The following is a 19070-nucleotide window of genomic DNA, read 5'->3' as shown; positions in this document are numbered from 1 at the left end:
CATCCGAATCATCAAGAAAACAAAAGCCGCGCGCTCTTTCGAGCACGCGGCTTTTAACATACACATGGCTTAAGGGGTCGGGGTGTGAGCCGCGTAGGGACACACCCCTCAAGCTAGAGCCTTACCAGATGCTCGGCCAGAGACCAAGCGGGCCAGCGCCCAGGATGCCAAGGACGAAGAGCAGGAGAATGCCCTTGGTCGGGGTCCAGCTGTGCTTAGCGAACATGTAGTAAAGCAGCAGCGTAAGCATAAGCGGGACGAGCTTCGGGACGATGGTGTTGAGGGTGTCGGCAACAGAGAAGTTGACCGGATCCTCGGTAACGGTGCCGTAGGTAACGGACTCCATGCCGTTGCCCAGATCGGTGACGCCGCACTCGACAGCGTTGCCGTCGGCATCGGAAGCGGTGAGGGCGTTGCCGTCCTCATCGGTCATGGCGATGGTACCGGCCTCAGCGGTCTCGGTATCGATGCCCTCCATACCGGTGAAGTTCTCGGCCTCCTTCTCGGAGACGATCACGGTAGTAGCGGAGAGGCCACGGGTGGTGCCGTTGGGGATCTGGAGGTTGATCTGGGTGCCACCCATGGTGACGACCAGGCAACCGACGACGAAGACGCCCATGATGGAAGCGGCACGCGTGAAGGCCTGCATGTTGGCAGTCAGAGCGTCAATAGCGCTGGTGCCAAGCTTGTAGGACCAGTTCATGAGCCAGAAGCGCAGAGCGAACTGGACGACGTTGAAGATCACCAGGAAGATGATCGGTGCAGCGGCGTTGCCGTTGATGGCCATGTTGGAGGTGATGCCGGCCGTGATAGGCACGAGCGTCAGCCAGAACAGAGCGTCACCGATACCACCGAGCGGGCCCATTGCGGCAACGCGGACGGCGCGGATCGTGGGGATGTCAACCTTGTTCTGCTCGAGCGAAAGCACGATACCCATAACAAAGGTGACGAGGAACGGGTGGGTGTTGAAGAACTCCAGGTTGTGGCTCATGGAAGCCGCGAGGTCGTTCTTGTTGGTGTGGATCTTCTCCAGACCGGGGATGATGGAGTAGAGCCAGCCAGCGGCCTGCATACGCTCGTAGTTGAACGAGGCCTGCAGGAAGCAGGAGCGCCAAGCCATCTTGTTGAGGGTCTTCTGGTCGAGCTGCGGAGCAGGAGTGAGATCCTCGTAGTGCTCCGGGATCACATACTCATTAGATGCCATCTTCGAAGTCACCTCCGTCAGAAACAGCTGCACCCTTCAGCTCGGTCTGCTGCTGGAAGTCCCAGAAAGCGATGCCGAAGCCGATGAGAGCGAGGATGAGCAGGGCAGGGGTTGCCAGAGAATCGTTGGCAACGGTGATGAGCGCGAGGCCAAAGCCCATGAGGAAGAAGCCCCACATATCGCGGTTCATCATAACCTTGAGCAGGACGGCGAAGCCGACGAAGCGCATCATGCCGCCTGCAGCGGAGAGACCGGTCTGCAGCCAAGTCGGGATGGCGGAAGCGATGGTCTGACCGATGGTAGCGCCAGCGATGAAGAACAGGGTGACGACGACAGCGAAGATCAGGCCGAGCAGAGCCATGGCGAAGTAGTTCAGACGCTCGATACCCTTGGTGTCAGCGTTGTGAGCCATGTTGTCCGCAGAGGACATGAGCGGCGACATAAGCGTGAAGACCAGGGTAACGCCGAGCTGACCAAGCAGAGCGAACGGAATGGCAAGGCCGACTGCCGCGTTGGGCTCGAGGCCCGTAGCGATAGCGAGAATGGCTGCCATGATGCCGCCGATGACGGCGTTAGGCGGCTGAGCACCTCCGATCGGCATGTTGCCGATCGTCATGAGCTGATAAGTACCACCCACGAGAAGACCGGTGTTGAGGTCGCCAAGGATAAGACCGATGACGGCGCCGGTGACGATGGGCTGATAGAGAGACTCGAGGAAGTTAAACTGGTCGATTGCCGCGACGAACGTGACGATGAAGACCAGAGCGACCTGGAAGATCGTGTATTCCATCTTGCTCCTCCTTTCAAAATGTATGTACGCACTTTGGATTTCACGTACAGAATGTCAGGGTTTCACTCCTGACAACGTGGATCACGAAGACTACGAGAAGAGCTTGCTCGTGTCCTCAACAGGCGTGCTCGGAACGCGCCTGATCTCCAACTCCACCCCCAATTCCTGCAGCTCTTTAAACGCAGCGACATCCTCGTCGTTAACTGCGACGGAGGTGGCGACTTGGCGCTTTCCTTCCGACATGTGCATGTTGCCGATGTTTACCTTCTTTATAGGCACACCGCCCTTGACGAGCGTAAGCACGTCTTCCGGTGTTTCGGCCACGATGAAGATCTTCTGGCGCGGGCTCGCCTTGCCAATGACGTCGATGGTCTTCTGCAGGGAGAAGAAACGCGTAGCGACGCCGGTGGGAGCGGCCATCTTCATGAGGTTCTGGCGCATGGTGTTGGTCGCCACGTCGTCGTTGGCGACGAGGATGAGGTTGGAGCCCAGGGTGGAGTTCCACTGGGTGGCAACCTGACCATGAACCAGTCGGTTATCGATGCGGGTAAGAAGAATGTTGGGTTCTGCCATGTTGATCAGCTTCCTTTCGTTATTTGCTGACGACAGTTACTTGATCTCCTGAATCGCGTAACGCGAAACGTCTACGATGGCTCCGGATCGGACTTTGATCTGGACCTTTTCGCCTTCGATGCCTTTTACGGTTCCGTAGATACCGCCGGCGAAAAGAACCTCCTGACCCGGCTTGAGCTCGGTGTGCAGCTCCTTGAAGTACTTCTGCTTCTTCTTCATGTTGATTTGCGACCAGATGGTGTAAATCAAGCCCATGATGACAAGCAGGCCTAAAAGGGCGACCGAGGAGCTCAGGACGTTGGCTCCGAAATCGGCCATTAGATGCCGTCCTCGTCGCCGAAGATATCCTCTTCGTCGGAGCCGGCAACGGATGCGACCGTCTGGGCGGTGACGCCCGTCTGGCCAACGGTCACGGCCTGCTCGCCAAGCTCGGCGAGCGTGGCATTGCCGCGGAGGAACAGAAGCTCAATAACCATGGGGAGGTTAGTGCCAGTCAGAACCTCGACGTTGTCGACATCCTGGGCAATCATCATCGACTGGTTGAACGGGGTGCCGCCAAGCAGGTCGGTAAAGACGAGCACGCCATCGCACTCCTCGCGCATGGCGGTAATAGCGGCGCGGAGATCCTCACCGTAGGAAGCAGCCTGGTCGCCCTCGAAAGGAACGACGGTAAAAGCGGGCTGGTCGCCGGCAACCATAGCGATAGCGCTTGCGAGACCGGGTGCGAACTGTCCATGACCGGTAAGAATAAAGCCAACCATTCAAATTTCCCTTCCGAAGGTGTGTACGATCTGAGTCCGATGATTTTCGGAAGCCAGCGGGCGATCGCCCTTAAAGCTTCTTAGAAAGCGTTCTTTAAAGACCAGTGGTTTCTCAACTGGTAGTAACCACGTGATGTGTTATTGCCACTATATCACCACAGAAGAGGTCGCTTTCGTTGATTCATACGGTAAAACGTTTTTGCACCGCTCACGGTGATAAATCGACCGTTTACCGCTCGTTAACACTTCTACCTGCGGTTTTGAAACCGTTTCGAAACGCTTTGGCAAAAGTTCGGGACTTTTCCTGTGCCTAAACAACGCAGGGCGGCTAAAAATAGCGTAAAGAAAAATTGCAGGTCATTGTGAAGATTTGTGAATTGGTCTTTTTGACTTAATACCAGTTAGAACCAGTTTTGAGATTATCGGTGAACGGTAGTTTTCGACCGTTCACCGGTCACTTGCAATCGTTTGCAGTTGTTTTCCCAGATGAATTAGGGAAACGCGATGGAACGCTTGCGCGGGCGCGAGGCCTATCCTATTGATTTCGGCAACAAAAAGCCCGCTAGAACGTTGTCCGTTCTAGCGGGCTTAATCAGGTGATCGGTTAACGCGCAGTAGTGCAGGCAAACCTTACGCAAACAGGCCGTAGATGCTGATGTTGGCCTTGGCGTAGAGGCCGTTGGCGTACTCGGTCCACTTGGAGCTGGCGCTCGAAGCCTGCGAGGAGTACTGCTGGTAGGCAGTGTAATAGGCGGTCATGGCCTGCTTATAGGTGGCGCTATCGGTCGTAAAGGCATCATCCGCAAAGGCCTTGGCATAGGTGCTGTCGGCATCCTTCCAAGTGCCTTTCTCGCTATCCCACTCGTCGCCGGCAAGGTTGATGATGTAGTCGGCGTAGTCCTTGCTCGCGGTCTCCTCGTTGCCGTCAGCAGGCTCGGTCGGGGCGGTCGGCATGCTTGCGGAGCTGTCTCCGACCTTCTTCTTGTAGAGCTTCTGCAGCGTCGCGGACTGGCGGACGATCTGCTTGGCCTGATCCTTGGACACGCCATACTGCGTGGCCATGGTCTTGTAGTCGGAGGTGCCGATTGAATCCTCGGCGTACTTCTTCATTTCCTTAGAAGAGACGGTGATGCCCTCGTCCTCGGCAGCGTCCAGCAGGATCTTGTTGCGCACGTAGGACAGGATGACGTCGGCAGAAGGAGCGGTGTAGTTGCCATCGCTATCCTTGACGGTATCGAGGCTGTACTGGCTCTCGATGGCCTCGCGCGCAGTGATGTCGCTCTTCTTGCCGTTGTAGCTATAGCTTGCCACGGTCGAATCGAGCTGGTCCTCGGTGAGGGTCGCCGAGCCAACACCCTTGCCGCCAAAGCCGCCATTGCCAATAAAGAAGCCGACCACAGCAGCGATCACGACGGCAACCACAAAGGCGGCAATCATCGTCTTCTTGTGCTTGGATGCATGGTCGTCTTCATCGGAGTCGTCCTCGTCCTGCTCCTCGGGCATGAGGTTCTCGTCAGCGGCATCCGCGGCAATCTGAGCCTCCAGGCGGGCGTCCTCCTCCTCGGCGGTCGTGCCGGCAGCAATGTGCTCGGCAGACGTACCGGCGACCAGGTCGATCTTCTCGTCCTCGTCACCGTCGGGGCCTTCGCCGCGCTCGATGATCTGGATGCCGTCGATCTCGTCCTTCTCGTCCTTCTTTTGAATCAGACCCATATCAGTTACTCCTTGTTAGGAAACATAGTCCGCAATAGAATACGCCCGACAGAGCGCCGGGCGTATTGATTCTCAGGTTATACGCAAACACTTAAGTACTATTTAGGCGTTTGCAGTCTGCATGCCTTAGGCCAGGTGCGCGATGACAGCATCGGCAAAGGCCTGCGTGCCCACAGCGCCCTCAACGGAGCCGGTCTGGGCACGACGAACGTCGCCGGTAACCTGCTCACCCTCGTCGAGCGTGGTAGAAACGGCGGCGCGAATGCGATTGGCCGCGTCGTTCTCGCCCAGGTGATCGAGCATCATCGCAGCAGAGAGGATCTCGGCCGTGGGGTTGGCGATATCCTGGCCAGCGATATCGGGCGCGGAGCCGTGCGTCGCCTCAAAGATTGCGCAGTCGGCACCGATGTTGGAGCCGGGGGCCATGCCAAGGCCGCCCACTAGGCCGGCGCACAGGTCGCTCACGATGTCGCCGTACAGGTTGGGCAGCACCAGAACATCGAAGTCGCTGGGGTTCTGGACCAGGCCCATGCAGGTGGCGTCGACAATCTTGTCGTTGAACTCGATATCGGGATAGTTGGCGGCCACCTCGCGCGCCACGCGCAGGAACAGGCCGTCGGTCGCCTTCATGATGTTGGCCTTATGCACGGCCGTCACCTTTTTGCGGCCGCAGCGGCGGGCGTACTCAAAGGCATACTCCACAATGCGACGGCTCTTGGCGATGGAGATGGGCTTGATCGAGATGGCGGAATCAGCGGCGAAGGTCTTCTGACACGAGCGCTCGACGAGCTGCGAGAGCTCCTCGACCTCGGCAGCGCCCTCATCGAACTCGATCCCGGCGTAGAGGTCCTCGGTGTTCTCGCGCACGATGACCAGGTCGACGTCGCGGAAGCGCGAGCCGTCGCCCGGCTGCGACAGGCAGGGGCGCACGCAGGCATACAGGTCGAAGTGTTTGCGCAGGGCGACGTTAACGCTGCGGAAACCCGTGCCGACCGGCGTGGTGATGGGGCCCTTGATGGCAACCTTGGTCTCGGCGACCGCATCGAGCACGTGTTGGGGCAGCGGCGTGCCAAACTCGTCCATGACGCCGGCACCGGCCTCCTGGACGTTCCAGTTAATCTGGACACCGGCAGCCTCGACCACGCGGCGCATGGCCTGCGTAATCTCGGGACCGATACCGTCACCGGGAATCAGGACTACATCGTGCGCCATAATCTGTTACTCCTCGTCTTCGGCGTCGTCAGATTTTTTAACGCTAGCACGCTTCTTCTTTTTGGAGAGATCCAGGCCAAAACGTTTAACAAGCATTTCGCAAATCTCGCTCGAACGGGCCTTGAGATAGCTGCCCTTGCCGTTCTCGGCATCGAACTTAAGGCGCAGCGCGAGCTTCTCGGCAACCTCGGCGTCGATCTCGCCCTGGCAAAACTCGTACAGGCAACCGAGCATGTCACGATACTCAAGGTCGCCGTGGTAGCACTGGATGGCCTCATCCAGGATGGGCCAAGCCTCGCGCGAACGCTCGACGCTCGTGGCACCCCACACGCACAGCAGGCGGAAGGCGGCATAGCGCAGCGTGGAGGAGATCTCGTCGAACAGTGCAGTCTCGGCGCCCTCAAAGGCATCGCCCAGCTGCTCGGGGCAGGTGGTGGCGAGCGCCGTCAGGGCATCGAGGGCCTCCCAGCGGGTCTGCGCCTCGGGGCGGTCGAGCGCCTCGATCAGCGCGGGCACGCAGGGCACGACGCGCTGCGGATCGCGCTCGGCCAGCAGATGCAACACGCGGGCGGCAAACTGGCGGATGCGGCGCGTGGGGCAGCCGAGCTCCTGGACCAGGCGGTCGACGGCGTTCTCGTTCTCCTCTGCCAGCTGAAGCTGTGCCAGCTCCTCGTCAGTGAGCTGTTCGTCTTTGTTTTCTGCCATAGTTACCTCTTCTTACTATTTCTTAGCGTGCTTGCCAGCACCCTTGCTGTCATCGGTGACCGAGATGAGTTGTCGGTCGGCCGCGCCATTGCGACGCGCACGGCGGCGTTCCTCAGCGTCGCCCGCGTCGGCGGCGGCGCGATGAGCCTTGTTGACGTTAAAGACCTCGTCGTGCTTGCGCCACGGACCGACGGACTCGCCAAAGCTCATCTTAAGGCCGGCGATAAAGCCGCCGAGCCAGCCGATCGGCGCAAACTGCACCAGCGGGAACAGCGAGAACACCCAGGTCAGCAGGATGACTGCCGCCGCTCCCGCAAAGTTGGCAATCCAGTAGTCGCGCTTGGTGATGACGCGCTTTTCGCACGCCCACTGGCCGCACAAAAAGCCGATGTAAATCGCAAAGAGAAAGAGCACCAGCGCAAGCACCACGAACGTCCAGCTCATGGGCGCTACTCCCCGTGATGGTGGCCGCAGCAGCACTCGTGGCCGTCATCATGGCCGTGGCCGCCGCAGCACTCGTGGTCCTCGTCGTGGTGGTGGCCGCAACCGCACTCGTGGTCGTCGCCATGCTCGCCGCAACCGCAGCCTTCCTCGTGAGCGCCATGCTCTTCGGGACGATACTGCGACCAGTCCAGACCGGCGGCGATGGCGTCGGCCTCCTCCTTGTAGAGGACCGTGATGGCCTGGGTGCCCAGCTTGGCGCCACCGATGGCGTCGAGCATGTCGTAGAGCGTAAAGGCCACGTCGGCGCCGGGCAGCGCAAGCTCGCGGTCGTCGGCATAGGTGAGCGCCAGACGCAGGTCCTTGATGAAGTGCTCGACCATAAAGCCGGGCTTGTAGTCGCCGTCGAGCGCCTTGGGCGCCAGGCTCTCCATGGCGCCGGACTTGCCGGTACCGCCCAGGATCATCTGGCGGGTCTTCTCCAGGTCAAGGCCGCTCAGCTCGGCAAATGCCATGGCGTCTGCCATGCCGACCATGCAGGCGCCCAGCGACACCTGGTTGGCGAGTTTGGCAGCCTGGCCCTTGCCGGCGCCATCGAAGCAGCAGATGTTGGCCGCAAAGGTGGCAAGGATGTCGCGGACCGGCGCGATGTCGTTCTCGGTAGCACCCACGATAGCCGTGAGCGTACCGGCGATAGCACCCGACTCGCCGCCGGTGACGGGGCAGTCAAACGCCATGCGACCAGAAACCTGGGCGGCCTCGGCAATGTCACGGGCGAGCTCGGGCGAGCTCGTAGTGAGGTCGATCAAGACCGCGCCCGGCTTAGTGCACGCGAGCAGGCCGTCGCCCGCCAGGTAGAGTTCCTCGACCTCGGAGGGATAACCCACCATGGTAAAGACGACATCGGCGTTCGCCGCGGCATCGGCCGGCGTATCGGCCCAGACGGCACCGCGCTCGATAAGCGCTGCAGCCTTGGACTCGGTACGGTTGTTGACCGTGACGGGATAGCCGGCATCCAGGATGTGGCCGGCGATGGGGGCACCCATGATTCCGGTGCCGATAAATGCGACGGAGAGCTTGTTTGCCATGAAACCTTTCCTTTTGGGTTGGGTGTTGTTACCAGGTTGAATACTCAGCGCCAGCGCTTGGGCTGCGGGACGCCTGTGATCGTGGCGCCTACCTACTCGCCGCGCACGCGACGCGCGATGCGGTCGGAAAGCGACGCCTTGTCGGCGCGGTTCTTACCCCAAAACGCGCAGGCCACCATGCCGGGGCCCACGTGCGAGCCAATGGTGGGACCCACGGAGCTGCGAATGATCGTGACGTCGGCGCAGCCCTCCTCCTTGCGGATGGCGGCTTCGAGCCAGTCGCCGTCCTTTTCGGCATCGGCCGTCATGATGGCGATGGGCATGGTGCGATCGGGCACGTAGTTCTCGCGGAACGACTTGAGGATGGACTTGAGCGCCTTCTTGCGGCCGCGGTTGACGCCGATCAGCGACAGCGAGCCGGCCAGGTCGTAGGAGAGCTCGGGCTTGACGTCGAGCTTTGCCGTGAGCTGCGCCGCCGCGGGAGGAATGCGGCCGCCGGCAGCCAGTGCGTCGAAGCTCTCGAGCGTAAAGTAGCCGTGCACGTAGGTCTTTGCCTCGTTTGCCCAATCGACCAGCTGCTTGGCGGTCAGTCCCGCCGAACGCTGGCGCACGGCCTCGAGCGCCAGGAGCGCGCCAGTCGCGCAGGGCAGAGCGTTGTCGACCACGTAGAGCTCAAAGTTGGGATACTCGGCGCGCACGGCATCTGCCGCCTGGCACGCGGAGTTGTAGCTCGACGACAGCGCCGAGGTAAAGCACAGGTAGACCGTGGGCGTGCCCTCCTTGGCACACTCGGTAAAGAACTCGATATAGCGACCGAGCGACACGGCGGAGGTAGACACGCGAGCGCCGGCGCGCATGCGGTCGTAGAACTCCTTGGGTGTGATGCTCGACCAGATGTCATCCGTGCGCTCCTCGCCATCGATAATGAAGGGGAAACCCAGGATATCGACATCGAGGTTCGCGGCGACCTCGGGGCTAAAGTCGCAGCAAGTATCGACGACGATGCGGCAACGGTCCGAATGACCGGCGGATGCGGCCTTGTCCATCAAAGCGACTCCTTACGTAAAAAGGCGGCCACCCGCATGGGATGGCCGCCAACCGTTAACTCATGCAAGTTAACGTATTTTACTCGTCAAGTGTTTCGATGCGGGGCTTGATGATGCCATATCCACCATTCTTACGGTGATACACCACATTGATGAGACCGGTCGTCGCGTTCTCGAACACGTAGAAGTCGTGGCCCAGCAGATCGGTCTGCACCAGCGCCTGCTCCTCGGTCATCGGGGTGACGTCGATAACCTTCTCGCGGACGAGCAGGTCGTCCTCCTCCTCGGGCAGCAGCAGGTCGGCCAGATCCTCGACGCGCTCGACCGGTGCGACATCCGCTGCGCTGGCACCGCCCTGGCGGTTGTCCACGACCTTGGTCTTGAACTTGCGCAGCTGGCGGGTGACCTTATCGGCGGAGAGATCGATGGCGGCGTACATATCTGCACCGTGCTCGGCAACGCGAATCACCGAACCGCGGGCACGAACCGTAACCTCGACGATCGCCGGGTTGGGGTTCGAGGGGTTCTTCTCATAGCGAAGTACAACGTCGACCGTCATGGGCTCGATATCGAAAACCTTGAGCGCCTCGCCGATCTTCTCATCCACATGCGCACGCAGAGCATCGGTTACCGTCGTCTTGCGTCCAGAAACCTTGATATCCATACGTGGCTCCAATCTGCCTCGGGGACTTACTGTACTGGCTATGTACCCATTGCCGTGCATTTAATCACGCGGATTCCTAAAGACCCGAATAACGATTGCTTGATACCGCATACCGAAGTCTCGCACTTTTCTGTAGCAAAGTGCGCTATAGGAAGGCGTCGGCAAAGCTAGTTTTTCTCCTGAAAATCAGCTTTTACCTGCTGTTTTTACCAAAATAGAAAAGCCGGGCTCCCCTATTGGGGAGACCCGACTATGCGTGTTGAAACCATGAAGAAGCGCCTCGTTCAATGTATGGCAGACGCCACCCCTACCAATAACTAGCTATTGAGCTTGTTGATGTCATCGTCGGTGATGGTGCCTTCCTGGCTAGACGACGGGCTGTCGCCGTTGTTATCGGAGGCGTCGTCATCGGAGGGCTCAGTCTCGTTGGACGTGGAGTCGGATGTCTGCACATTGGCTCCCGAAACGGTCTTGGCGGTAAGGTCATAGGGCATCTGGCCGTACCAGACGCAGTGGACTGCCTCGAGCGTGCCATCGACCGTGATACCATCGAGGGCATCGCTCACGGCACGGCACAGCTCATCGTTAGAGCTAAGGCCTGCGACACCAAGCGTGGAGGGCGTCTCGAGCGTGCCGACATAGGAGATCTGGCTCATCAGGCGCGCGAGGTAACCACCGGCCGTGGAATCACAGATCACGTAATCGACTTCGCCCGACTCGAGCGCCTCAAAGCACTCATTGATGTCGGAGAAGGTCTTTTGGTTGGCCGTAATGCTCTGCTTGGCGAGCGCTTCCTGCGAGGCCGAAGAGGTCTGAACGCCCAGGGTAGCGGTGTTAAGCGTTTCGGTCGAAACGCTCAGCGACTCTCCGTCGCTGCTCTTGCCGAATACGGCGGGGGCGTCGTACAGACAGGTGCCAAGCGAGCTGATATCGCCGTCCGTAGACCTGACGTCACCAATGAAGATGTCGGCCTTTTTATCGCTGAGCGCGGAATCGGCCGAGGACGCATCGACAAAGGCGACCTTGAGACCCATGCGGCATGCGAGAGAACGAGCGGCATCGACCGCATAGCCCGTGAGGTTTCCGTCGGCATCCTGCATGGCTTGCGGGGCATCGGAAGTATCGAGGGCGACCGTCAGGGTTCCCGGCGTGACCAGGGCATCGTCCGATACCGTGGGGGTGACGGTCTCGCGCTCGATCTGGTCGATCGTGGGCGTCGTGAACGTGGACAGTGGATTGAACGCGCATCCACTCAGGCCCAAAACGGCAATGACCGCCGCGGTCCCAGCACCCAACCGAGCCGCATGCATCAAGCTGCCCCTCACCATGTCCACTACCCTGCCTTCTGTGTCGTATACGATCCGTGCCCCGCACGGAATATCGGGTTGTTCCCACCAGCTGACCTGGTATTTGACCCCACACTTGCGCACCGGGGCGTTTGCTCGGGAGGCCGCAGCCACCTTCACGACTGGCCCGCTCGCCCGCGAGGCGGTATTGCCCCAAAGAAAGTAGAACGGACGGTGCGGCTTACATCTAGGACGCGCCATGATCGCGCCGCGCGCACGCGGTCGCTTACGTGGATCCCTTTGACCGCGTCTGTCTTGGACTAGGACGGGCATTTCGTCCGTCCGCAACCACAGCCTGGTAGGAACGTAGCGCATTATAGCTAAGTTCAAGCTAAAGTTTAAGGTTAGGGGCGTCATTCGCATCGCGAGTACAGATTTCGCAGGTCGGAGCGGGCTATTCGTGCCCCCATGAAGCCCGGAGCTCCCCCACGGGGAGCTCCGGGGCACCCGTCTCAGGGTGCCGTGTGCAAAAAACGGCAAATATGAGTACTGTCACCAATTTAGTAGCAGCGTATTACCGCCTCACGAGCCCTTTTTGAGTTCCGCACAGCCTGCTTGGCGCCAAGATATTCCACATTCGTTTATTATCTCTTCGCTGAATCCAGATTTTCGGCCCAAGTTTCTTTGTTTTTGCTGTCACTAATCTAGTAACAGTACTCATATTTGCCGTTTTTTGCACAGAGCATATAAACAGACCCCCTATAAAGCTATAGTTTTACGCTGGCTTGAGCCCAAAGCACGCTCGGAGCGTATTCAGCAGAGCATCTTGCCTCTTTCGACGAGCCTCTACGCGATTCTGATATCGCTTACCCATACGCTGGTGGATGCGCCATGCGAGCGCTTCCATCGCTTCCATGTCGCGGAGCATTTCGTTGTTGACCGTCGCAACCTCGATTCCCATAGTAATCAAGCCCGTGTTGCGTTTTTCGTCATGGATACGTCCCCTCCGAGAGGAATGGCCCAGCTCACCGTTGTATTCCAGGTCAAACCGGGCTGTTTCCTGATACGCATCGCAAACTGCATGCGGCATCCCCGAGATTGCCTGCGCGCGGTCATCGAACTCAATCTTGTAGTCGGTCTTAAAGGGACCGCAGGCAAATCCGCCATAGGAAAACGGAAGCGAAAACAGAGCGAGCATGATGCACTCCATGGGCGAGCGCAGGTTTTCTGACAAGTAGGGACACAGACGCTGCAGCTGCTTGGCCGCGTTCCCCTTGCATACCGCGAGGTAATCTGCCAGACGATCGGGCGTCAGCACCGGCTCAACCTCAAAGTAGCCCACGTCTGCTGGCTGGTCCTTGTCCTTTGCAAGCTTATTCGTAACGGGCGAGGTGTAGGGAGGCAGATACTTCCCGCGATCACTCAGCGAAATCTTAGAGCACAGCTCCTGAGCCAGGGCAAATGCCTGGATGCAGCCGACCTCGCGCGCAACGGCAACACAAAGGGCCTCGGGAGATAGACTGTACACCCCCGGTTCCACCTCTAGAATCGAGCCGACGGGCAACCCGGAGCATACGGACCAGCTCACGCCAAGAATGCGGCGGCGCTGCGCTGCAGACCCTACCAGCAAGCACAAATCCTCTTGCACCTCGCCGCTTGCGACCCCAATCCGCACCAAATCGGGAAGATAGATGTCCTCGGTCGAGGGCGACGACGTGCGCAGCACACGGCGCTCTTCATCGGGATCGAGGTCCTTCCAGCTTATGTAGCCCATCTGCCGGCGTTCGGCGCGCATCATGCGTAGCGCCGAGGCGCCCGTTAGGATTACGGAAGCCGCTAGCTGTTCGTCTGTCGGCTCGTTGCGCCGCTCAATCTTCACTGCCACAAAACCACCCCTACCAAACGCGTGCGATAGCGAGACCATCGACTGCCGCGGCGCCGGCACGCTTGAGCTCCGCCGAGGCCGCTGCCATGGTCGCGCCCGTGGTAATGACATCGTCGACGAGCAGCAGGCGGCGGCCGCGCACATCCTCGACCGTCTCGTACATACCCCGAGCGTGTTCCCGGCGCTCATCGCGACCGAGCTCGCGCTGGTCACCATGGCCGTACTTAACGAGGGCGTCGAGCAGGGGAACACCCGACAGCTCGCAAAATGGACGCGCAATAGCCTCCATATGATCAAAACCACGCCGCCGAAACGCTGCCGCCGTCGCAGGCACAAACACCACCGCATCCGCACCGGACAGCACACCTCCATAGCGATCGGGCGCTACGACCTGGGCATGCAGGGCGGTGTCGTAGAGCAGCTCCGCCAGATACGGAGCCAGACGTCGCTCGCCCGCATCCTTGTACGCTTTAATGATGCGCGGCAGCGGATGCGCATAGACGGCGCACGCCAGGCAGCGGTCGAGCGCCTCCGTCATTGCCGAGGACGTGCCCTCGACCGAACACTCAGTGCACAGCAAATCCCCAAACGGGGCGCTGCATCGGGTGCAGCTATGACGTGGGTCGATGAGCGTGAACGCGGCAAGGCAGTCTTGGCAAATAAGCGCACCGGCGCGCTCGCAGCCGGCACATCGTGTTGGCGACAATGCCTCGAGCGCCTCGCGTGCCACCCACTCGGCAAACGGTAGCAATTCGTCCGCAAACGGTAGGGCACCGGCACCCTGCAAACAGCTCAATATGTTCAGATGGCTCTTCAAGACACAACCCTCCCTACGTTCGGCCGCAGGGAGGGTTGTTGATTCGGCGCTATGATACCCCGATGCGCTCGGGGCAAGGCGGGTTAAATCCGCTCGCGGGCGTTATTCGCCGGCGGGCGGTTGTGGTGCGGACGAAGACGGGGTCGAGCCCTCGCCACCATCCTGGCGCGGCTTGCGGGAACGGCGACGGCGACGGCGCTTTTGACCCTGGTCGGCCGAGCCCTCGCCACCGCGATCCTCGCGCGGCTCGCGCTCGTCGCGAGCGGCGCCACGCGAAGCCTTGGCAGCCGCTCCCCCGCCATCTCCGGGACGACGGCGCGTGACCTTGACCTCGCCATCCGAGACCTGATCGGCCACGGAGGGCACTGAGGGCTTCTGCTGCGCGCCCGAGGAATGGCGACGGCGCGGGCGCGGCACGCGCTCGTCATCGTTGCGTTGCTTGCCGCCCTTGTCGGCAGGCGTATCGGAACCCGAACCACCCTTGGGGGCGGCACCAGCCTCGCGAGCAGCTGCGGCGCGGAAGGCGTCCTCGCGCTCCTCGCTCGACAGATGACGACGGCGACGACGTGTGGGGTTCATGCCACCGCCGCGATTCTGCTGCTGGGGCTGCTGAACCTCGCGCTCGCGAGAGGCGTTCTTGCCCGTGGCTGCAGCCTCGCCGGCATCGCCCGAACCCGAGCGTTTGCGACGACGACGGCCACCGGCGGCCTCCTCGGCCTCGGGTGTCTCAACCTTACCACGGCCCTTCCCGCGGCCACGGCCCTCGCCCTGCCCCTGACCGGCGCGAGCATCGGATTCGGCATCGCGACGACGGCGCTTGGGCATCGACGTGCCGGCCAGACGGTCGGCACTCGACAGACCATCGCCCACGTCGACGCCGTTCTCGCGATCGAGTTCCATGAGCGCCAGGCGCATCTCGGGCGACTCGATGCGCTCGAGCACGTCGCGCGTTACGCAATCGGGGCGGCAGTTGCAGCCCTGCTCGGCGGCCTTCTTTTTGCAGCCCTCCGAGCACGTCATATCGGCCAGGTTGACCTTAAAGACTTTGCCGTTCTCCAGGCGCAGCACCAGCTGCTCACGCGGCGTGTCATATTCCTGAATACGCGCCTTGCCAAGCGGCGTATCGATGAGCGTCTTCTTTTTGGGCGCACGGCTCTTAAAGTCCTTGTACGCCTCGAACTCATAACGCAGGCAGCACATCAGGCGGCCGCACACGCCGCTGATCTTGGACGAGTTGAGCGGCAGGTCCTGCTCTTTTGCCATGCGGATCGAGACGGGCTCAAACTGTCCGCCAAAGCGCGTGCAGCAGAGCTCCTGTCCGCACTGGGCATAGCCGCCCACCAGGCGGGTCTCGTCGCGCACGCCGATCTGGCGCATGTCGACGCGAATGTGCAGCGTCGAGGACAGATCCTTGACGAGCTGGCGAAAATCGACGCGCTCCTCGGCCGCAAAGTAGAACACGGCCTTCTCGCCGCCAAACAGGTACTCGACGCCGACCGGCTTCATCTCGAGGTCGAGCTCCTTGACTAGGCGGCGGAAGTCGACCATGGCCTCGTCGCCCTGGATGGCCAGGTCGTCGGCAAGCTGTAGGTCGATGTCGCTCGCCACGCGTAGCACGGGCTTGAGCGGCTGACCGATCTCGTCTTGCGGCACCTCAAAGGGATCGGCCGTGACCAGGCCGATCTCGGTTCCGCGCTCGGTGGAGCAAATGGCATAATCGGCCTCGAGGATATCCAAATCCTGCGGATCGAACCACAGGTCGCGCGAGGCGTAGGTAAACTTAACGGGTACGACTAACGGCATTTCAGTGCCTTCCTGATATCGAACAGCATGACCTCGATGGCCAGCTGGGGAGTAACGTTTCTGGCGATGTTGCGCTCGGCGGTCGCGACTGCCTCGAGCGCCCGCGTGGCACCCGCAACATTGGTCGCGGCGGCAAGCCGCCCGATCGTGTCGCGCACGTCTTCGTTCACTACGTCGGCCGCCTCGTCCTGAAGCGTCAGCAGCACGTCGCGCATGAGCGTCCGCGCGCTCGCCAGCGCTTCCATGATACCCGAACGCTCGCGCGCGTTGAGTTCGCGCTTGTTGCGGTCCTCAAGCTGCTTCAATGCTCCACGCGACAGGTAATCGGCGTTTTGCTCGAGCACCTTTTCCTGCGTGGACTTGACCTCGGCGAGCGGCGCCTTAACGGCGACGATGAGCGACTTGGCGCGGCTGAGCACATCGGCCTCATCGGCAGCGATGAGCGAATCGATGGCACGGACCATCTGGCGGCGAGCATCCTGGCGCTCGGCGCTCTTGAGGAACTCGATGCCGCGCGTTGGGCTCCCCGCCACGGCAACAGCCATGCGACAACGCGCGATATCCTGACCGGTAGCGCGGCTCACGGCACGCGCGGCGACGGCGGGCGACACCAGCCGAAACGGCACGCACTGGCAGCGGCTCACGATGGTGGGCAACATCACGTCTGCCGAGGTGCCCAGCAAGATAAACATAACGCCCTCGGGCGGCTCCTCGAGTGTTTTGAGCAGTGCGTTGGCGGTGTTGGCGCGCAGCTGCTCGGCACGGTCGATGATGTAGACCTTGGCCTTGGCACGGATGGGCGCCAGAGGCACGTCGTCGAGCAGCTCGCGGGTCTGGGCGATGAGGTAGCCCGTGGCGCTCTCGGGCGTGTAATAGTGCACGTCGGGGTGCGTATGGCGGGCGACGCGCACACAGCTATCGCATGAGCCGCAGCCATCCTGCTCGCACAGGAAGGCTTGGGCGAGCGCCCACGCGGCGTCGAGCTTGCCCGCGCCGGGCGCGCCCAAAAACAGGTAGGCGTGCGACACGCGACCGCTGGCGACGGCATTGGTCAAAAAGTCGCGCACGCGCTCTTGGGTGTCGAGCTTGGCCAGCAGACTTGCCTGAGCGGGGGCCATGTTACTCGGCCTCCTGGGCAAGCGCAGCGGTGATGGCGTCCTGGGAAATGTCGAGGCCGTAGGCGCGAACCTGCTCGACCGTCTTCTCGAAGACTTCCTCGATGGTCGCGGTGGCGTCGATGAGCTTTACGCGGTTTGGTTCCTCGGCGGCAATGGCGCAAAATCCCTGGTAGACGCGCTCTTGGAAGGCCATGCCTTTTGCCTCCATGCGATCTGCCGCGCCACGGGATGCCATGCGTAGCGCCGCCTGCTCGGGTGTGATGTGGTAGACGAGCGTGAGCGCCGGGTGCGTCCCCGCAACGGCCAGGTTGTTGGCATCGCGCACCATCTGGCGATCGAGGCCGTCGGCAAACGCCTGATAGCAGGTCGTGGAATCGTAGAAGCGGTCGCACAGGACCACCTTGCCGGCCGCGAGGGCGGGCGCGATAACCTCATGCACTAGCTGGGCGCGCGCCGCCTCGTAGAGCAACAGCTCGCAAGTATCGCCCATCGCCGTATTGGCGGGGTCGAGCAGCAGGGCGCGGATCTTTTCGCTGATGGCGGTACCGCCCGGCTCGCGCAGGCTCACAACCTGGTAGCCAGCGAGTTCAAGAGCGCGGGCAAGCAGGCGCGCCTGCGTGGACTTGCCGGCGCCATCGACGCCCTCGAGCGTGATAAAGCTATGTTGAGCGGGCTCAAAAGCCATGGGCGCAGCCCCTTCCTACAAGGCGCGTAAATGCAGATATATATCAACCAAGCCATGATACCCCAGTGCTCGGTGCGTCCCCAATGGCTAAAGGTGCCTTTCCAAAGTTGCGGTGAAATAGGGACTGATTGAAGCTCTGAGACCGCCAAACAGTCCCTATTTCACCGCAACTTATGAAGGGGAATTTTGGACGCTGGGTATAATCGTCGTATTGCATTGAAATGTGGCGAAAGGAGTGGCAATGTCTCGGTATTGCGCCTCGTGCGGCAAGCTTCTTGCAGATAATGCCAAGTTCTGCACCTCGTGCGGTGCACCCGTTGAGCAAACAACCGCGAGCGATAGCCAGCCCGCTTTTGAGCAGACCGGCTCCCTTGATACGCCGCAAGCCAAGGCGGACGACCCCCTCGCCTATCGCCCCGACCCCGCCGCAAGCCCTGCGGCCGTCGAGACCACGCAGCGCATACCCGTCGCGAGCGGCTCGCCCCAACAGCAGCCGGCTCCCGCATACGCGCCCGCTTCGCCACAGACCCCCGCTCCCAAAAAGAGCGGCACCGGGCCGCTTATCGCCGTTATCGTTGTGCTGGTGGCGATCATCATCGCCCTGGTCATCTTCTTTGCAATCAGACCTTTCGACAACGCCGCCACGCAGACGGCTGCCGAGGTAGCTAAGCTGCACCATGACGTCGACGAAGATGACCTAAAGCCTCTCGGCGATCCCAACAGCCTGTACGACGATGATGACGATGACGACGAGGATGGCGGCGAAGCAACGCTCTCCGAGCAGAACCTCTACCGCCGACTGAGCGAATACTACGACTTGCTCGAAGACCTCGACAACTACGTCCGTGGCTGCGCGCAGAACTTCAACGGCAGCTATCTGGAAGAAGATCGCACCACCCGTCAAAATCTCGCCGACGTCGCCGAGCGCACAGAGGACACCATCGAGCAGTATTACGACATCGTCGAGGACCTGGACGTCCCGACGAGCTCTAAGAACTACAGTTCCTGGAAAGACATCGTTGCCCTGTATGACGACCTGGATCACCGCATTGACGCAATCTGTGATGCCTGGGAGATCAGCCTGAAATACACCAAGCCTGCGGATCACAAGAATGAGATCGTGGCGCCGCTGTCGCGCGACAACGTGGCGGGCACCAATGACAATAAGTACCGCCTAGACTTTGAGGAGCGCTACCCCGGCGCCAAACCCGTCGAAGTGAACTAGCGCTTTGTCGTTCCCGAGCCGGCAGTTAGGGACGTTCCTAAACTGCCGGCAGAA

The 19070-nt window shown here is 60.9% G+C and carries 19 protein-coding genes; 1 reads left to right on the top strand and 18 read right to left on the bottom strand.

Annotated features, from left to right (window positions below; translation table 11 throughout):
• Window positions 1-121: 121 nt before the first annotated feature.
• The 18 genes from I2D57_RS01635 to tmk form a co-directional block, all read right to left on the bottom strand.
• The gene (locus I2D57_RS01635) at window positions 122-1204 is read right to left on the bottom strand and encodes a PTS system mannose/fructose/sorbose family transporter subunit IID (protein WP_022094609.1); all 1083 of its coding nucleotides are present in this window, start codon (window positions 1202-1204) and stop codon (window positions 122-124) included.
• A complete protein-coding gene (locus I2D57_RS01630) occupies window positions 1194-1994 on the bottom strand; it encodes a PTS mannose/fructose/sorbose/N-acetylgalactosamine transporter subunit IIC (protein WP_035137676.1) in 801 nt (266 codons plus the stop codon). The genes I2D57_RS01635 and I2D57_RS01630 overlap by 11 nt, the downstream gene beginning before the upstream one ends.
• 90 nt (window positions 1995-2084) lie before the next feature.
• A complete protein-coding gene (gene agaV, locus I2D57_RS01625; RefSeq protein ID WP_195361253.1) occupies window positions 2085-2567 on the bottom strand; it encodes a PTS N-acetylgalactosamine transporter subunit IIB in 483 nt (160 codons plus the stop codon).
• A 36-nt stretch (window positions 2568-2603) separates the two neighbouring features.
• Window positions 2604-2885: a preprotein translocase subunit YajC gene (gene yajC / locus I2D57_RS01620; RefSeq protein WP_195361252.1), complete on the bottom strand. Its 282-nt coding sequence runs from the start codon at window positions 2883-2885 to the stop codon at window positions 2604-2606.
• Window positions 2885-3328 carry a PTS sugar transporter subunit IIA domain-containing protein gene (locus tag I2D57_RS01615; protein WP_117772902.1) on the bottom strand — a complete coding sequence of 148 codons (444 nt, stop codon included), beginning with the start codon at window positions 3326-3328 and terminating at the stop codon, window positions 2885-2887. The genes yajC and I2D57_RS01615 overlap by 1 nt, the downstream gene beginning before the upstream one ends.
• Window positions 3329-3958: 630 nt before the next feature.
• On the bottom strand, window positions 3959-5041 hold the full coding sequence (locus tag I2D57_RS01610) for a hypothetical protein (protein WP_195361251.1): 1083 nt from the start codon (window positions 5039-5041) through the stop codon (window positions 3959-3961).
• Between the two features lie 126 nt (window positions 5042-5167).
• The gene (locus tag I2D57_RS01605; RefSeq protein ID WP_195361250.1) at window positions 5168-6253 is read right to left on the bottom strand and encodes an isocitrate/isopropylmalate dehydrogenase family protein; all 1086 of its coding nucleotides are present in this window, start codon (window positions 6251-6253) and stop codon (window positions 5168-5170) included.
• Between the two features lie 6 nt (window positions 6254-6259).
• Window positions 6260-6958: a HEAT repeat domain-containing protein gene (locus tag I2D57_RS01600; protein ID WP_117564743.1), complete on the bottom strand. Its 699-nt coding sequence runs from the start codon at window positions 6956-6958 to the stop codon at window positions 6260-6262.
• A 15-nt stretch (window positions 6959-6973) separates the two neighbouring features.
• A complete protein-coding gene (locus I2D57_RS01595) occupies window positions 6974-7402 on the bottom strand; it encodes a hypothetical protein (protein WP_118081574.1) in 429 nt (142 codons plus the stop codon).
• 5 nt (window positions 7403-7407) lie between these two features.
• The gene (locus tag I2D57_RS01590) at window positions 7408-8487 is read right to left on the bottom strand and encodes an NAD(P)-dependent oxidoreductase (RefSeq protein WP_195361249.1); all 1080 of its coding nucleotides are present in this window, start codon (window positions 8485-8487) and stop codon (window positions 7408-7410) included.
• 92 nt (window positions 8488-8579) lie between these two features.
• Window positions 8580-9533, bottom strand: coding sequence for a DegV family protein (locus tag I2D57_RS01585; RefSeq protein ID WP_195361248.1), 954 nt, complete (start codon window positions 9531-9533; stop codon window positions 8580-8582).
• Between the two features lie 79 nt (window positions 9534-9612).
• Window positions 9613-10197 carry a ribosome hibernation-promoting factor, HPF/YfiA family gene (gene hpf / locus I2D57_RS01580; protein ID WP_035137685.1) on the bottom strand — a complete coding sequence of 195 codons (585 nt, stop codon included), beginning with the start codon at window positions 10195-10197 and terminating at the stop codon, window positions 9613-9615.
• Between the two features lie 317 nt (window positions 10198-10514).
• A complete protein-coding gene (locus tag I2D57_RS01575) occupies window positions 10515-11525 on the bottom strand; it encodes a substrate-binding periplasmic protein (protein WP_229055566.1) in 1011 nt (336 codons plus the stop codon).
• Window positions 11526-12258: 733 nt separating this feature from the next.
• Complete coding sequence (locus I2D57_RS01570) at window positions 12259-13368, bottom strand: hypothetical protein (protein ID WP_195361246.1); 1110 nt, start codon at window positions 13366-13368, stop codon at window positions 12259-12261.
• Window positions 13369-13378: 10 nt separating this feature from the next.
• Window positions 13379-14185, bottom strand: a complete 807-nt coding sequence (locus tag I2D57_RS01565; protein WP_229055562.1) for a phosphoribosyltransferase family protein — start codon at window positions 14183-14185, stop codon at window positions 13379-13381.
• A gap of 102 nt (window positions 14186-14287) precedes the next feature.
• Complete coding sequence (locus I2D57_RS01560; RefSeq protein ID WP_195361245.1) at window positions 14288-15988, bottom strand: regulatory iron-sulfur-containing complex subunit RicT; 1701 nt, start codon at window positions 15986-15988, stop codon at window positions 14288-14290.
• Window positions 15979-17106 carry a DNA polymerase III subunit gene (locus I2D57_RS01555; RefSeq protein ID WP_195361244.1) on the bottom strand — a complete coding sequence of 376 codons (1128 nt, stop codon included), beginning with the start codon at window positions 17104-17106 and terminating at the stop codon, window positions 15979-15981. The genes I2D57_RS01560 and I2D57_RS01555 overlap by 10 nt, the downstream gene beginning before the upstream one ends.
• A 1-nt stretch (window position 17107) precedes the next feature.
• Window positions 17108-17791 (bottom strand): dTMP kinase, encoded by a 684-nt coding sequence (tmk, locus tag I2D57_RS01550; protein WP_195361243.1) that lies wholly within the window; start codon window positions 17789-17791, stop codon window positions 17108-17110.
• Between the two features lie 241 nt (window positions 17792-18032).
• Between tmk and I2D57_RS01545 the strand changes: the two genes are divergently transcribed.
• Window positions 18033-19016 carry a zinc-ribbon domain-containing protein gene (locus I2D57_RS01545; protein ID WP_195361242.1) on the top strand — a complete coding sequence of 328 codons (984 nt, stop codon included), beginning with the start codon at window positions 18033-18035 and terminating at the stop codon, window positions 19014-19016.
• The last annotated feature ends 54 nt before the right edge of the window (window positions 19017-19070 follow it).

Origin of the sequence: Collinsella aerofaciens (assembly GCF_015553355.1) — a bacterium.
Taxonomy (GTDB): Bacteria; Actinomycetota; Coriobacteriia; order Coriobacteriales; family Coriobacteriaceae; genus Collinsella; species Collinsella aerofaciens_V.
This window is presented reverse-complemented; position numbering and strand designations above follow the sequence as displayed.